The organism is Micromonospora sp. DT201 (assembly GCF_049841575.1).
In the GTDB taxonomy this organism is placed as follows: Bacteria; Actinomycetota; Actinomycetes; order Mycobacteriales; family Micromonosporaceae; genus Micromonospora.
This window is the reverse complement of the sequence record NZ_JBNCKP010000005.1, coordinates 24070-38965: the sequence shown is the minus strand read 5'-3', so window position 1 is coordinate 38965 and position 14896 is coordinate 24070. Positions and strand designations below refer to the sequence as shown.

Annotated in this window: 13 protein-coding genes; 4 read left to right on the top strand and 9 right to left on the bottom strand. The window is 72.4% G+C overall.

Annotation, left to right across the window (positions count from 1 at the left end; genetic code table 11):
* Window positions 1–204: 204 nt before the first annotated feature.
* Window positions 205–801 carry a hypothetical protein gene (locus ACLQ28_RS11870; RefSeq protein ID WP_425686289.1) on the bottom strand — a complete coding sequence of 199 codons (597 nt, stop codon included), beginning with the start codon at window positions 799–801 and terminating at the stop codon, window positions 205–207.
* Between the two features lie 184 nt (window positions 802–985).
* Between ACLQ28_RS11870 and ACLQ28_RS11865 the strand changes: the two genes are divergently transcribed.
* Entirely contained in the window at window positions 986–1480 is a 495-nt protein-coding gene (locus ACLQ28_RS11865) for a GNAT family N-acetyltransferase (protein ID WP_425686288.1), read from the top strand.
* 172 nt (window positions 1481–1652) lie between these two features.
* Complete coding sequence (locus ACLQ28_RS11860; protein WP_110566168.1) at window positions 1653–1895, top strand: CPCC family cysteine-rich protein; 243 nt, start codon at window positions 1653–1655, stop codon at window positions 1893–1895.
* 25 nt (window positions 1896–1920) lie between these two features.
* Here ACLQ28_RS11860 and ACLQ28_RS11855 read toward each other — a convergent pair whose 3' ends face one another.
* Window positions 1921–3186, bottom strand: coding sequence for a hypothetical protein (locus ACLQ28_RS11855; RefSeq protein WP_425686287.1), 1266 nt, complete (start codon window positions 3184–3186; stop codon window positions 1921–1923).
* Between the two features lie 109 nt (window positions 3187–3295).
* Here ACLQ28_RS11855 and ACLQ28_RS11850 point away from each other — a divergent pair, with 109 nt between their 5' ends.
* Window positions 3296–4105 carry a DNA-formamidopyrimidine glycosylase family protein gene (locus ACLQ28_RS11850; RefSeq protein WP_425686286.1) on the top strand — a complete coding sequence of 270 codons (810 nt, stop codon included), beginning with the start codon at window positions 3296–3298 and terminating at the stop codon, window positions 4103–4105.
* Between the two features lie 165 nt (window positions 4106–4270).
* Window positions 4271–7888, top strand: coding sequence for a hypothetical protein (locus ACLQ28_RS11845; RefSeq protein WP_425686285.1), 3618 nt, complete (start codon window positions 4271–4273; stop codon window positions 7886–7888).
* A gap of 29 nt (window positions 7889–7917) precedes the next feature.
* Here ACLQ28_RS11845 and pspM read toward each other — a convergent pair whose 3' ends face one another.
* From pspM to ACLQ28_RS11810, 7 genes are all read right to left on the bottom strand, one after another.
* A complete protein-coding gene (gene pspM, locus ACLQ28_RS11840; protein ID WP_425686284.1) occupies window positions 7918–8703 on the bottom strand; it encodes a phage shock envelope stress response protein PspM in 786 nt (261 codons plus the stop codon).
* A 23-nt stretch (window positions 8704–8726) separates the two neighbouring features.
* A complete protein-coding gene (locus ACLQ28_RS11835; RefSeq protein WP_425686283.1) occupies window positions 8727–9599 on the bottom strand; it encodes a PspA/IM30 family protein in 873 nt (290 codons plus the stop codon).
* A gap of 198 nt (window positions 9600–9797) precedes the next feature.
* Window positions 9798–10238 carry a helix-turn-helix domain-containing protein gene (locus ACLQ28_RS11830; protein WP_425686282.1) on the bottom strand — a complete coding sequence of 147 codons (441 nt, stop codon included), beginning with the start codon at window positions 10236–10238 and terminating at the stop codon, window positions 9798–9800.
* Window positions 10239–10391: 153 nt separating this feature from the next.
* Complete coding sequence (locus ACLQ28_RS11825; RefSeq protein ID WP_425686281.1) at window positions 10392–11012, bottom strand: CinA family protein; 621 nt, start codon at window positions 11010–11012, stop codon at window positions 10392–10394.
* A gap of 124 nt (window positions 11013–11136) precedes the next feature.
* A complete protein-coding gene (gene pgsA, locus ACLQ28_RS11820; RefSeq protein WP_425686280.1) occupies window positions 11137–11727 on the bottom strand; it encodes a CDP-diacylglycerol--glycerol-3-phosphate 3-phosphatidyltransferase in 591 nt (196 codons plus the stop codon).
* A gap of 77 nt (window positions 11728–11804) precedes the next feature.
* Complete coding sequence (gene rimO / locus ACLQ28_RS11815) at window positions 11805–13313, bottom strand: 30S ribosomal protein S12 methylthiotransferase RimO (RefSeq protein WP_425686279.1); 1509 nt, start codon at window positions 13311–13313, stop codon at window positions 11805–11807.
* Between the two features lie 77 nt (window positions 13314–13390).
* On the bottom strand, window positions 13391–14827 hold the full coding sequence (locus ACLQ28_RS11810; protein ID WP_425686278.1) for a DUF2207 family protein: 1437 nt from the start codon (window positions 14825–14827) through the stop codon (window positions 13391–13393).
* Window positions 14828–14896 lie beyond the last annotated feature (69 nt).

The following is a 14896-nucleotide window of genomic DNA, read 5'->3' as shown; positions in this document are numbered from 1 at the left end:
GCCGGCTGACGTCCCTTTCGCAGGTGGCCGGAGCGGTGCCCGTGCTGCCAGAAATCGGTCGACGCCAGAGCGCAAGCTGGACGAACCACCACCCGGCCGGTCGCACCCGAATGAGCGGTATGCCTGTGAGTCATATTTATGACACAGAGGTATACCGCTCACCAGACATCGCTACCCCAGAGCACCGAGGGCACGAGCCGGTGCTCAGTGAAGGGCGTTGAGCACCTTCTCGTAACGAGGGCGCTCGGCGGCCGGGGTCTTCGCCTCGAGGTAGTTGAGCACCACCGCACCGCGCCGGTACGACTGATTGCGCCAGGTCTCCGCGATGTCACCGGCGCTGATCTCGTCCGGAAACACGTACACGGTGACGGCGTCGGTGGCGATCACCTCGGAGCAGCCCAGGCCGAGCCCGTCGGGTCCGCAGTCGACCGAACGGTCCTTCGGGTGCGGCACCTTGAGGCCGGCCGCCTTGAACGCGTCGACGACCTGCTTCGCCCCGGGTGCCCCGGCCGGGCGTTGGGGCAGCACCACCGGCGGTGGGCTGGCCGGCCGTCGCTGCGTCGGACCCTGCGCCTCGGCGGAGGGCGGGGCCGACGCGGAGGGCGACTCCGTCGGGGAGGCCACGGTGGGCGAAAGCGCCGAGGGCATCGGCACGCTCGGAAGGCCGGTGGCCGGCGGAGCCGACACGGGCGAGTCGGATGGGGCCGCGCTCGGTTGGCCGGTGTCGGCACTGCCGCAGCCGGCAGCGAGCGCGACGGCGACCAGCAGGACTCCGACGGCGGGCAGGCTCCGAACTGTCACCATGGCAGTCTGCCCAACGGCATCCGGCGGCGGGAAGGGCTGGTCGGTCACCGCGCTGTCCCATATCCGCCTCTCGCCGGTCGACCGCATGACACGACTACGCTCTCCGGCTGGCAGACACGCTCTCCGACTGGCAGAGCAGAAGCGGCACCGAGCAGAAGCGGTACCGAGCGGAGGCCGGGACGTGGGTGGGTTCGAGGTGCGGGGGGCCCGCCCCGCCGAGCGGACGGCCGTCGACGCGCTACACGAACGCGAGTGGGGCGGCCCCTTCGTGATCGCTCACGACACCCGTTACGACCTGCGTACCCTGCCGACCCTGGTGGCGGTCGACGGCGAAGCGGTGGTCGGCGCGCTGGCCTACCGTGTCGACGAGGGCGGCCTGGAGGTGGTGAGCCTGGTCGCGGCCCAGCCCGGTGGTGGAGTCGGCACGGCACTGTTGGCGGCAGCGACATCGATCGCTGTCGAAGCTGGCCTGGGCCGGGTGTGGCTGATCACCTCGAACGACAACCTACGGGCACTGCGGTTCTATCAGCGGCGCGGCATGCGACTTGTCGACGTGGACCGGGGCGCGGTTGACCGAGCCCGCCTGCTCAAGCCGGAGATCCCGCTGGTGGGCGAGGACGGGATCCCGCTGCACGACGAACTCGTCCTGGAGCGAAGCACCGATGCCGAGGGCTAGCCTGCGGCATATCCGTCACGCCCTGGATCTCGCTGACCACCGATTACAGTCTCACCGACGGTTTCGTGGCGGTCGCGGCCAACGGCGGGCGGGCGGTTCGACGTCCTCCGGGTGGCTCCAGGGGACCTCCTGCGGGTATCCGGCTGATATTCGACTGTGGAATGCTGCCCCGGTGGGTGAACAAGTGGTTCCCGTGGGTTGTCCCTGCTGTGCATCCCGGACCGGCGGAGGGACCTGCCCGGTCTGTTTCTGGACCGATGACGGCCAGACCGACGCGGACGCGGACGCGGTCCGGGGTGGCCCCAACGGCGATCTGAGCCTCTCGCACGCCCGACTCAACTACGCCGTCTACGGTGCCAGCCACCCGCGCTACCAGGACATGGTGCGCCCGGCTCGCCCCGACGAGCGCCCCTGACGGGCGCCCGACGGGAGAGCGCGGCTCAGCAGGCGGGCACTCCGCCGCCGTACACACTTGAGATGTACGCGTGGCTGACGTACTGCCCGGTGGTCAGGCGGTTCCAGCGGGTGGTGGTGCGGTAGGGGCCGGCGACCGACTGACCGGTGACGTAGCACTGGATCGGCACGTGGGCCAGACGAGCGGCGAGGCCACGAATCGCGTACGACGTGCTGGCCCCGGCGCGGATGTTGAGCGGCCCGTCACCGACCACGCCGCGCGGACCGCCCCCGGTCCACAGGTAGGCGACGTCCACCCAGGCGTTCGTGGTCAACTGCAGGCCGTCCCAGAAGGTGCCGTCGGCCAGGTCGATGCCCGCCGGGTTGAGCACGGTACGCCCGAACTGGTCGCGCCCGCCGTTGTAGCCCGACTGGTACGCGGCCTGCGCCTCGGGCCGACCCTGCGGCAGGTTCTTCCAGTTTTCTCGGACCGATGAGGGGTTCCAGTAGTCGTCGCGGGTGTTCCACGGCCCGACATCCCAGACCGGGGCGTACTCGCAGCGGGAACCGTTGGTCGTGCAGACCCGCACGGTGTAGTCGCCGCTGTTGATTGGCGAGAGGCCGCGCCGCGAGGGTAGCGCCACGAAATGGTCCCGGGGTTGGACGATCCGGCCGTTGGCGGTCAGCTCACCGACCAACCCGATGCGTGTGGCGTACACCCGGTAGGTGCGGCCGGGCGTGGCGGCGGACACCGCGGCGGCCGCGTCGGCGGTGAGCTGCACGCTTCGTACCGTCGGGGTGGCGCCGCCACCGGGAGCGGTGAGCACCACCCGGGTCTGCACCCGAGTGACCGGCCGGTCGAAGACCGCGCCGGCGGTGGCGGCCCGCCACTCCGTCCAACCGGCGGTCCGCCACCCACGGACCTGCGCCTCCACAGTGGCACCCGCGGGGAACGAGGCGTTGATCTCGGCTCGGACGCGGGTGGCCGGCCGGGCGAGGGTGCGGGGTGTGGTCAGGAGCATCCCCTCGGCGACCGCGCTGTGTGGGCTGCGAGCGCTGCGCTCGGCGGGCCGAGCCGCACGTAGGCGTAGCCCGGCGGCGGTGCGCTGGACGTTGACGTCGTCACGGTCGACGACGGACAGGTCGGCGTTCCACCGTTCGCCGCCCGGGGCGGCGGCGGTGAGGGTGATCGGGCCGCCGGTGGCGGGTGTGGCCGGAAGCGCGCTGCCGAGGGGCAGAAGAGCCGCGGTGAGCACGAGGGAGAGGATGGCGACGAGGGCGACGGACGGGATACGACAACTAGGTCGCGTCATGGATATTCTCCTCAGAACCCCCTGACCCTCGCAGATCAGGAGATCAGTAGGAACCTATGTACATATAGCGACACATGCGAATCCTGCTCGAAAGAGGGAGGATGGCGGGATGCCCGAAGGTGACACCGTCTGGAACACCGCGCGTGTGCTGCACCGCGCGCTGGCCGGCGCACGGATCACCAGCAGTGACTTCCGGGTGCCGCAGTTGGCGACCACCGACCTCAGCGGCTGGACCGTCCGCGAGTCGGCCAGCCGAGGCAAGCACCTGCTGCTGCGCCTGCACGCCCCGAACGACGCACGCTGGACCCTGCACTCACACCTGCGGATGGACGGCGCCTGGCGGGCGTACGCCCCCGGGGAACGTTGGACCGGTCGGCCCGCGCACCTGATCCGGGTGGTGCTGCGCAGCCCCGGTGCGGTCGCGGTCGGCTACCACCTGCACGAGATGACCCTGGTGCCGACCGCGGAGGAGGACCAACTGGTCGGGCACCTCGGCCCCGATCTGCTCGGGCCGGACTGGGACGCAGCCGAGGCGGTCCGCCGGCTCGCCGACCACCCCGAGCAGACCATCGGCGAGGCGCTGCTCGACCAGCGCAACCTGGCCGGGGTGGGCAATCTCTACAAGTGCGAGGTGCTGTTCCTGCGCGGTGTGTCGCCGTGGACGCCGGTCGGCGCGGTGCCCGACCTGCCCGGCATGGTGGCCCTCGCACAGCGGCTGCTCGCCGCCAACCGAGGCCGGTGGACGCAGAGCAGCACCGGCTCGCTGTACCGGGGGCAGACCAGCTACGTGTACGGCCGCCGCGCCCAGCCCTGCCGCCGCTGCGGCACCGCGATCCGCAAGGAGGAGTTGGGGGAGAGGGTCACCTACTGGTGCCCGGTCTGCCAGCCCGAGCACTCGGACACGCCGGTATCCGGCTGACCAGGGCGCCCACCGGCCGAGGCCATCCCAGATACGGACGATTGGGTAATTCCTATCTGGCCGCCGGAGTCGCATGCTGCGGTTGAGTGCTCACCGATCGTCAGCAGAGCGCCGAGGTCCGCCACGCCGGGGTGGCGGGATCTCGCGCCCGACCGGGGGAGAGTCATGGCGATGTTCCGCAGACTCCGCTCCACCTTCTTCGAGCGGACCAGCCGCGACACCAACGGCCGGACGGCGTCCGTGCCGGCCGCGCGTACCGCCGAGGAGACCGCCGAGGAGACCACCCCGGCGCCGAGCCTGGACCCGGCCGTGGTCCCCCGCTACTTCGGCCCCGTGCCGAACTTCGCACACAGTCCTCGTCCGACACGCGACGCCAGCGGGCTGGTGGTGCCCGGGACCGGGCTGCGCAAGTTCGTCGACCCGCTGCCCACCCCGGGCCAGCAGGGCCACACCGACCTCGGCGGCCACCTGCCGGTGGCAGCGCCGGACACGATCAGCTATCCGGGCTGCGACTACTACGAGATCGGCGTGCAGGAGTACGCACAGCGGCTGCACCGGGACCTGCCAGCCACCCGGCTGCGCGGCTACCGGCAGCTCAACCTGGGCACCGACAAGGCGGGGCACAACACGGTGGCGCCCCCGGAGCGGCCCTGGCACCTCGGCCCGATGATCCTCGCCCGCCGGGGCCGGCCGGTCCGGGTGAAGTTCATCAACCAGCTCCCCACCGGTCGGGCCGGCGAGCTGTTCCTACCGGTCGACGACACGATCGAGGGGGCCGGCCTCGGCCCACTGGACGGGCCGGCGCCGTTCCCGCAGAACCGTGCGGTGCTGCACCTGGCCGGAGCGCAGACCGGCTGGACCAGCGCCGGCAACCCAGGGCAGTGGATCACCCCGGCCGGGGAGATCACCCCGTACCCGACCGGGGTGGGTCTGACCCACGTACCGGACATGCCGGCGCCCGGTGCCGGGGCCACCACGCTGTACTACCCGAATGAGCAGAGCGGCCGGCTGTTGTGGTTCCACGACAACACCCTCGGCCTGGCCCGGCTCACCGTCTACGGTGGGCAACTCGCGCTCTACCTGCTCACCGACCCGGCCGAGGACCAGCTCGTCGCCGACACGGTGCTGCCGGCCGACCAGCTGCCGCTGGTGATCGAAGACAAGACGTTCGTGCCGGACGACGCCCAGCTCGCCGCCGAGGATCCGACCTGGGACCGGGACCGCTGGGGAGCCCGGGGAAGCCTCTGGCACCCACACGTCTACCAGCCTCGGCAAAACCCGTACCGGTCCGGCGGGCGCAACCCCACCGGCCGATGGGACTTCGGCCCCTGGTCGCGCAACACGACCCTGGACGATGCCCGCACCGACGGCTGGGTCCCGAACCCGCACCACGACCCGGTCGGCGCGCCCGACGAGCCGCCGTTGAGCCCTGGCGTGCCGCACCCGTCCGCGGTCCCCGAGGCATACGGCGACACCCCGCTCGTCAACGGCATCGCCTACCCGTACCTGGAGGTGCGGCCGCGCGCGTACCGGTTCCGGATCCTCAACGCCTGCCTGGACCGCAGCCTCAACCTCCAGCTCTACCGCGCCTGCTCCGATGCCGCCATGTGGTCGCCCGACGGGGCACTCGCCGACGCCGACGCCGGTGAGGTGCCGATGGTGCCCGCCGTACGGGCGGCGGACCGGCCGACGGGGTGGCCGGCCGACGGACGCGACGGCGGTGTGCCGGACCCACGCGCCGCCGGGCCGGAGTTCATCCAGATCGGCAACGAGGCCGGGCTGCTGCCCGCCCCGGTGGTGCTGCCGAACCGACCGATCGGCTACCGCTACGACCGGCTCGACCCGACGGTGCTGAACGTCGACGGGCACACCCTGTTACTCGCCCCGGGTGAACGGGCCGATGTGCTTGTCGACTTCTCCGCCGTGCCGCCGGGCAGCACGCTGATCCTCTACAACGACGCACCGGCTCCGCTGCCCGGCTTCGACCCGCGCAACGACCAGCACACCGACGCACCGGACCGGACGGGTGAGGGCGGCCCACCCTGCACCGAACCGGGGTACGGCCCGAACACCCGCACCCTGCTCCAGTTCCGAGTCACCGGGGTGCCGGCGCCGCCGTACGACCTGGACCGGCTGCGCGAGAGGCTGCCCCTGGCGTACGCGGCCAGCCAACGTCCGCCGATCGTGCCGCAGCCGTCGTACGATCCGGCGTTCGGCACCCGGACCGCGTCGCAGACGACGGTGCCGGTGCACGCCACCTCGGTGACGTTCACGCCGGCGGCCGGCACCGGCCCGGTGACCCTGCCGATCGCGGTCAAGGCCGCGCAACAGGTCTTCGAGCCCGACCACGGTCGGCTGGCCGGCCGGCTCGGCGTCGGACACCCGCAAGCCGGGCCGCTCAACCCGACGACCCTGCCGCTCGGTCCGACCGACCCGGTCACCGAGGTGCTCTTCGCCACCGACCTCGCCGTGCCCGTTGGCACTTCGACCGACGGCACCCAGCTCTGGCGGATCAGCGGCAACGTCCGGCAGACCGAGCCACTGCATTTCGGCGGCTGCGACGTGCAGTTGATCAACCGGGCCGGCTGGGACGGCACGCTGCGGCTCCCACACGGCACCGAGTTGGGTTGGAAGCAGATCGTCCGGGTCAACCCCCGGGAGGACGTGGTGGTGGCGCTGCGCCCGGTCGCCCCGCTGCTGCCGTTCAAGCTCGGCGAGAGCGTCCGGCTGCTCGACCCGGGCCGCCCGGCCGGGGCCCGGACCGGGTCGACCCCGGTCAGCCCGGTGGACGGGCGACCCGCAAACGTGGTCAACCAACTGGTCAACCTGGGCTGGGAGTATCGCTGGCACAGCCAGCTCGCCGGCCACCGCGACGGCGGGATGAGCCGGCCGCTGGTGCTGCGGGTGGCACCGAAGGCACCAACCGGGCTGACCGCCACGCCGGTGCCCGGCTCGGCCACCGCGCTACCCGCGATCGCACTGACGTGGACCAGCAACGGCGGCCGACCACCCGCCACCAGTCACCTGCTGCAACGGGCCGCCGACGCGACCTTCAGCGGCGAGGTCACCACGATCACCGTCGCGGCTGCCGCCACCCGGTACACGGACGCGTCGGTCACCCCCGGGGTGACGTACCACTACCGGATCCGGGCGGAGAACGCCGTCAGCTACTCGTCCTGGTCGAACGGCGTGCCCGCCTCGGTGCACCTGGCCGCGCCGAGCGGCCTGGTCGCGGCACTCCCGCCTGCGGCGCCACTGCGAGTGGCGCTGCGCTGGGCGAACCGCTCGTTCGCCACCGGAATCGACGTGCAGCGGGCCACCAACCCGACGTTCACCAGCGGCCCGGGCACCACTGCGATCGGCGCTGGCGACAACCACCTGGACGTCACGATCGCACCGGACACCACGTACTACTACCGCGTACGGACCACCTATCTGGGCGCCGCCTCGGCCTGGTCGACGGTCGCCACGGTGACCTCTCCACCCGCACCGGGCACACCGAGCGGATTGAACGCCACCGCCAGCGCGCCGGGGCCGGACACCGCGACGGTGATCCTCGCCTGGGCGGCGAGCACACCCGCCGGCCCGGGGGCCGGATTCATCGTGCAGCGGGCGCTGGACCCGGCATTCGACCAGGAGGTGGCCACCTTCACGGTGACCGGTCGCGGCTTCACCAACACCGGGCTGGCCCGAGGGGTGACCTACCACTACCGGATCCGCTCGTTCAACGTCGTGGGCACCTCGGCGTACACCGGCCCGATCCTGGTCACGACGCCGCCGTGACCGGCTGGGTCATCCGGCGGGGTGCGTTGTCAGTTGGTGGGTGCCCGCAGCGGGGTGCCGACGGCGCGCAGCTCGGCCAAGGCCCCGGCAACCCCGTGCAGCAGGTCGGTTGCCTCGGTGAGCCGGTCAGCGGCCGGGTGTGCGGTCTCCGGTCGGGCGTCCTCGGCCAGATAGCCGGCGGCGGCGACCACCAGTCGTTCGTAGGCCGCGACCCCGCCCTCCAGCTGGGCGGTCAGCGCGGCATGCGCCTCGGCCAGCGGCGGCCGGGCGTCGACCGGGGACAGCCGCAGCGCACGTTCGACGCTGGCCACCCGTGCGGCCAGGTCGCGCAGCGAACGGTCTGCTGCGGCGGCCTCCAGCACCGCCGGCTCGGCCAGCCCGGTGAGCCGGGGGGCCATCCCGGCCAGGGTGAGTGCCGCCCGGTCCAGTCGGGCCCACTGCTCACCGGCGCTGGTGCCGCGAAGCGCGATCCGGGAGCGGACCCGGCGGACTTCGGCCAGCACACCCGGGCCGACCGGCAGTCGCTCGACGGCGGCGATCAACCGGGCCCGCGACCGGGCCGCGGCCTCGGCCGGGTCGAGCGCAGGGGGTGCCGGTTGGGCGGCCAGGGCGCGCACGTCAATCCAGCGCCAGGCGGCCAGTGCCACCGCGCTGCCCGCAGCGCCAGCCCAGGCCGCGTCGGGCAGACCCAGGCCGGCGTACGGGGTCAGCACCGCCGCCGCGCCGCCAAGCCCACCGGCCAGCACGCTCCACCGTCGGGCGGACCGGCGAAGCCGACCCAGCCTCCGGAAATACCGTGTCCGCTCGTCTGCCACCCTGACCTCCTCGGTCCGGTCGTTCAGCCGGCGGCGGTCGGGTCGCCGGTGCCCCGTTCGCGAGCCATGCTGGCGCGCAGCTCGTCCAACCGGGCAGCGGCAGTCGGGTCGTTGGCGGGGCCAGCCTTCTCGGCCTGCGGCACGGCCGGCCGCTGCGCCGCGCCACCGAGCTGCTCGCCAGCCATGCTGGACCGGATCTGCTCCAGCCGCGCCGAGCCGGCCGAGTCGATGGTGGCCTTCTGGATTTCCAACATACGGCCCTCGACGGAGTTGCCGGCCAGTTCGGCGCGGCCCATCGCGTTGGCGTACCGCCGCTCGATGCGGTCGCGCACCTCGTCCAGCGCCGGGGTGGTGCCCGGCGCGGTCAGCGACGACATCGACTCCAGCGAGCGGGCCACCGTCTCCTGCATCTTGGCCTGCTCCAGCTGGCTGAGCAGCTTGGCGCGCTCGGCGAGCTTCTGCTGGAGGATCATCGAGTTGTTCTCGACCGCGCGGCGGGCCTGGGCGGCGGCCCCCAGCGCCTGGTCATGCAGGGTCTTCAGGTCCTCGGTGGCCTGCTCGGCGGAGACGAGCTGGCTGGCCAGGGTCTGCGCCGACTGTTCGAACCGCGCCGCCTCGGCCTCGTCGCCCTTGGCCCGGGCCTGGTCGGACAGCACCAGGGCCTGCCGGGCGTTGCCCTGCAACCGCTCGACGTCGGACATCTGCCGGGACAGCTTCATCTCCAGCTGGCGCTGGTTGCCGATCACGGCGGCAGCCTGCTGAACCAGCGCCTGGTGCTGCCGCTGGGCATCCTCGATGGCCTGCTGGATCTGCACCTTGGGATCGGCGTGCTCGTCGATCTTCGCACCGAAGAGCGCCATCAGGTACTTCCAACCCTTGACGAACGGGTTCGCCATCTCCGCCTTATCCCCTCAATAGCGTCGCTCCACGACGGCCGGGCCGGATGGACCGACCGACCACCACTGGCCGGTCTCCATCGTCCCAGTCGAACGCCAACAAGGCATCCGTACCGGGTGGTCGACAGCACCGGCAGCTCCTGCGGGCCACCCTACGCGGCCGGGGCCAGCCCACCCATCGTCAAAAAGAGGACGGGCTCAGGCGGCGCAGACCACGTCCCGGTCGCGCTCGGTCGGGCGGACGCGGGAGCTGCGCAGCGTGGCCTTGAGCGGCGAGTCCTGGCGGACCGAGACGGCGACCTTGCCATCGGAGGTGACCTGACGGACGCCCCGGTTGGTGCTCTTGGGCACAGGTGTGGCATCGGCCGGCTCGTCCTGCATCGAAACGAGCACATCGGGCATCTGCTCGGCAAGCGCCACGGTGTCGCTCACCTCCCGCAGAAGCTCGGACAGGCGGGCGCCGAGGGCGTCACAAATCGCGGCGAGCAGCTCGCTGGACGGCTCCTTGTGCCCCCGCTCGATCTCCGAGAGGTAACCGAGGCTGACGTTGGCTGCGGTGGACACCTCACGCAGCGTGCGCTGCTGTCCCTGCCGGCGCGCCCGCAGTGCGTCACCGATCACCCGGCGTAGCAGGATCATCGCACCTCCCCCTGAGGGATACCTCGCGCCCGGCGCTGGGCAGCCGGTCGCGGTAGACCGCGCCGACTCCGAAACGTCGGAGCCTTCCCGCAACCGTACCCGTTGCGGGCCCGGCCGACATCCCGCCCCGCCTGTCGGTTCGGTTGGACGGGCTCATCGGCGGACTGCGCCGGCCGTTCCCGCCCCGCCCCGGGTGGCTCCAGCGGCGGTCCCTGGGTCGGCTTCTACGTCGCCGTCCTCTACGGCGTCGGCGGCGTGGATCCGTTCTGCGAGCAGCCGCAGCGACTCGACCACCGCAGCCGCCCGGACGTGCTCCCGCCCGCCGCTCAGGGCGAGTTGGCGGACCTCACCACCGTTGGGGCCGGCGACCGCGACGTAGACCAGACCGACGGGTTTGCTGTCCTGCGGTTCAGGGCCGGCGACGCCGGTGGTGGCCACCCCCCAGTCCGCGCCGCAGCGCTGGCGGCCACCCTCGGCGAGCGCCGCCGCCACATCCGGGTCCACCGGTCCCCGTTCGGACAGCAGATCCGCTGGTACGCCAGCCAGGGTGCCCTTCAGCTCGGTGGCGTAGACCACGAGGCCGCCCCGGTAGATCCCGCTGACCCCGGCGATGTCCACGATCGATGTGGCAAGCAGCCCGCCGGTGAGCGATTCGACAGTGGCCAGGGTCTCGTGCCGCCGCGCCAGCCTGTGCACCACACCCGCCGCCGCGCTGCCTGCCGCGCCATCGTCCGCCGAGCCGTCCGCTGGCCGCCCGAAACCCGCCTTCTGCATCAACCCGTCCTTCCCCACCCAACGACCCCCAACCTTCCCGGCCCGATCGCGTCGATCATGAAGTTAGCGGCACGACACGCCGCCCGACCGGCAATAACCTCATGATCACCGGGGGCGGGGGCTGTTAGCGGGGGCGGCGGAGGCGGACGGCTTGGGCTATGTAGTCGAAGCCGGTGGCGACCGTGACCAGGACGGCGGCGGCCATGATCCACGGGCCGACTGCGGCGAGGGCGGTCGGCATCGGCCAGAGGTACCAGGCGATGGCGAGGATCTGGAGCGCAGTCTTGACCTTGCCACCTCGGCTCGCGGCGATCACGCCATGCCGGATCACCCAGAACCGCAGCCCCGTGATGCCCAGCTCCCGGACGAGGATCAGCGCGGTCACCCACCAGGGCAGCTGGTCGTACCAGGAGAGCAGCACCAGGGCCGCGCCGGTGAGCGCCTTGTCGGCGATCGGGTCGGCCACCTTGCCGACCGAGGTGACCAGCCCGAACCTGCGGGCGATCCAGCCATCCACCAGGTCGGTCGCCGAGGCCACCGCGAAGATCAGGCAAGCCGCCATCCGCCAGCCGGAGTGGGTCATCCCGGACATGATCACCGAGGCTCCGAAGACCGGCACCAACACCAGCCGCAGCGCGGTCAACGCGTTGGCCGCGTTGACGACGGGCACCACGGCAACCACCCGGGCCGGAGTCGACTCCGTCGCCCCGGTCACCGCCGCACTCCGCTCGGGCAGCCGTGGCGTTCCGGGCACCACACCACTGGGCTCCCCCGCTCCGCTCGGCCCCACCGTCACCGTGCCGCGCCGGGCGCCGCCGAGATCATCTCATCCGGCACAGCGAGCAGGTCCACCCCTTCGGTGCCGGTCACCGTTGCACGTACCAGATCACCCGGGCGCAGCGCGGCGAGGTCGACCCCACCCTCGACCGGGGCGACCAGGGTGGTGGAGCCGTCCACCTCCGGCGCCTGATGCGCCGCCCGGCCCTCCACCACGCCGTCCGCGATCGAGTCGACGAGCACCTCGACGGTCGAGCCGAGCCGGTCCTCAGCCCGCTGCGAGCAAAGCTCGTCGGCGAGCGCGCTCAACCGGTCGTAGCGCCGCTTGATCGTCGCAGCGGAGACCTTGCCGGGCAGGCCGGCGGCTTCGGTGCCGTCCTCGTCGCTGTAGTCGAACATGCCGATCGCGTCGAGCCGGGCCTCAGTCAGGAACCGGACCAGCTCGTCGACGTCGGCGCGGGTCTCGCCGGGGAAACCGACGATGAAGTTGCTCCGGGCGCCCGCGTCCGGGGCCAGCGCACGGGCGCTGGCCAGCAGCTCCAGGAACCGATCGGTGGAGCCGAAACGTCGCATCCTGCGCAGCACAGGCTCGCTGGAGTGCTGGAACGACAGGTCGAAGTACGGGGCCACGCCCGGGGTGGTGGCGATCGCCTCGACCAGGCCGGGCCGGGTCTCGGCCGGCTGGAGGTAGCTCGCCCGCACGCGGACGATGCCGGTCACCGCGGCGAGCTGCGGCAGCAGCTTCTCCAACGCGCGGGGGTCACCCAGGTCCTTGCCGTACGAGGTGGAGTTCTCACTGACCAGCACCAGCTCACGTACGCCGGTCTTGGCCAGCCACTCCGCCTCGGCGAGCAGCTCGTCCGGGGTACGCGAGACGAACGCCCCACGGAAGGCGGGGATGGCACAGAACGCGCAGCGGCGGTCGCAGCCGCTGGCCAGCTTCAGCGAGGCGACCGGGCCGTTGTCCAGCCGGCGGCGCAGCACCTGGCGCAGGTGTGCCGGGGTGTGCTCGTCGGTCTCGACGGCGGTGCGGGTCACGGTGCCGTGCCCGGGCAACGACACCCCGGTGTCACGGCGCTTCACCGGGGTCAGCGGCAGCAGCTCACGCCGGTCCCGGGGGGTGTGCGCGGTGACCTGCTCGCCGGCGACGACCGCGTTCAGCCGGGCGGCGATGTCCGGGTAGTCGTCGAAGCTCAGCACCGCCTGCGCCTCGGGCAGGCTGTCGGCCAACTCCCGGCCGTACCGCTCGGCCATGCAGCCGGCGGCGACCACCTTGGCGCCCGTACCCGCGGCGGCGAGCAGAGTCTGGATGGAGTCCTGCTTGGCCTTCTCCACGAAGCCGCAGGTGTTGACGACCACAACGTCGGCGCCCTCGCCGTCGGTGGTCACCTGCCAGCCGTCGGCGTGCAGCCGGGCGGCGAGCTCCTCCGAGTCGACCTCGTTACGGGCACAGCCCAGGGTGAGCAGGGCGACGCGGCGGCCCTCGGCGTGGTCAGAAGGAGAAGGAGAGGTGGCAGACACCATCCGAGGGTACCGGGCCGACCGGAGAAGCCCACGCACGCGGGCTGCCAGCACCACTGGTGTATGCCTCGTCACCGACCCTACGCGTCAGCAGGCTCCGGCGCGGCCCGCTGGACCCTCACCCCGACCACCCGCCGGGTCCACGGTCGGACCTGTGCGGTCACCACGTCACCTAGCCGGCATTCCCCGGCGATCTGCACCGGGATGACCCAGGCGCGGAGCCTCTCGCTGTGCCCGTCGTCGATGACGAGGTGGTAGTTGATGATTCTGCCCGGCCCGTCGTCCGAGGCCTGCCGCTGCCAGACCTGGTGCCAGAGCACCTCCCCGCTGACCGTGGTCGGGGCGGACAGGTCGAGCAGCACCCGGACGAGGAGGTACACGGCGAGGGCGAGCAGCGCGAACCCGAGCAGGACGATGCCGAACGTGACCGGGCCGAGGTCGGTCAGTCGCGTCCACCCGGCCGACGACGGCCCGACCGAGGCGAGGAACGAGCCGCCCACCACCCCGGCGAACGTCCAGCCCAGAAGACCGGAGAGCACCGCCCAGGAGATCACCCATCCCAGCGCCTTCCCGTAACGGGGGAACCCGCCCGGATAGCTGACGTCGACCTGCCGCCAACTGCCTCCGTACGACGACCAGAGCCGCCGCTGGTCGGCCATGCCGAAGTTGATCACCGGTGCCGCCGTCCGGGTCAGGCCGAGCGCGGAGCCGTACGACAGGTGGCGGTCCCAGACCGCGACGGCGGCGGGCGGCAGGTCACCGATGGCCTCATGCCCGGCGAGCCAGGCGCGCAGCCCCAGCCAACGGGCGGCGGCGGCACGGCCGGCGGGGGTGTCCCGCTCGCCCAGGTCCCGGCCCGCGAGGCCGGCGAGCACCATGGCGGTGACGAGGAAGGCGGCGACCGCACCGAGCTTGTCCCCGCCGGTCCGGGTCACGTAGTGCCAGGAACCGGCCGCGACCCCGGCGGCGGCGACCGCGCCGAGCACGCTCTGCGCGATGACAAGCGGGCGGGACAACCGGCGGCGGGACAACCCGAGCCGTTGGGCGTCGGCCACGACCGCTCGGCGCAGCCGCTTGGACCAGGCGGCGGATCGGTCGGCGTCAGAGAAGCCCAGCGCGGTCAGCGGGACCACCCCGTCGACCGCGCGCTCGGCCACCCGGTCGTAGACCTGCCGTTCGTACCCGTTGAGGTCGTCGGGGGCGCGGCCGGTCAGCTGCACCGTGGTGTTGCCGGGCTCCGGGCCGGCCTGGCGCAGCGTCAGATAACGGCGCGCGGCGAGGTCGAGCAGGGTGGGCTCGGCGAAGTTCGCCGTCTGCCGCCACCGGTTGGCCAGCAGACTGACCACGGCCGGGGGCTCCTGGCCGGGGAATCCCACGGCGGCGGGAGCCGGGGTCACGGCGGCGGGGCGGCTCGCCAGCCGGATGCTCCCGTAGACCACCGCCCAGAAGGCCAAGCTCGCTACCGGCAGACCGATCTCGATGACCGGGTCAGAAAGGTTGATCGCGGCGAGGGTCATGGCGCCTCATGTTCGGGTTGCTCCGCCGGCCCCGTCGCGGCGGTCACCCACATCATGATCGCTTCGCGG

Coding starts and splice junctions, on each gene's coding strand:
- ACLQ28_RS11855 (WP_425686287.1), bottom strand. CDS start 3,186: ATGACGCGACCTAGTTGTCGTATCCCGTCCGTCGCCCTCGTCGCCATC.
- ACLQ28_RS11850 (WP_425686286.1), top strand. CDS start 3,296: ATGCCCGAAGGTGACACCGTCTGGAACACCGCGCGTGTGCTGCACCGC.
- ACLQ28_RS11845 (WP_425686285.1), top strand. CDS start 4,271: ATGGCGATGTTCCGCAGACTCCGCTCCACCTTCTTCGAGCGGACCAGC.
- ACLQ28_RS11835 (WP_425686283.1), bottom strand. CDS start 9,599: ATGGCGAACCCGTTCGTCAAGGGTTGGAAGTACCTGATGGCGCTCTTC.
- ACLQ28_RS11830 (WP_425686282.1), bottom strand. CDS start 10,238: ATGATCCTGCTACGCCGGGTGATCGGTGACGCACTGCGGGCGCGCCGG.
- ACLQ28_RS11825 (WP_425686281.1), bottom strand. CDS start 11,012: ATGCAGAAGGCGGGTTTCGGGCGGCCAGCGGACGGCTCGGCGGACGAT.
- rimO (WP_425686279.1), bottom strand. CDS start 13,313: ATGGTGTCTGCCACCTCTCCTTCTCCTTCTGACCACGCCGAGGGCCGC.
- ACLQ28_RS11810 (WP_425686278.1), bottom strand. CDS start 14,827: ATGACCCTCGCCGCGATCAACCTTTCTGACCCGGTCATCGAGATCGGT.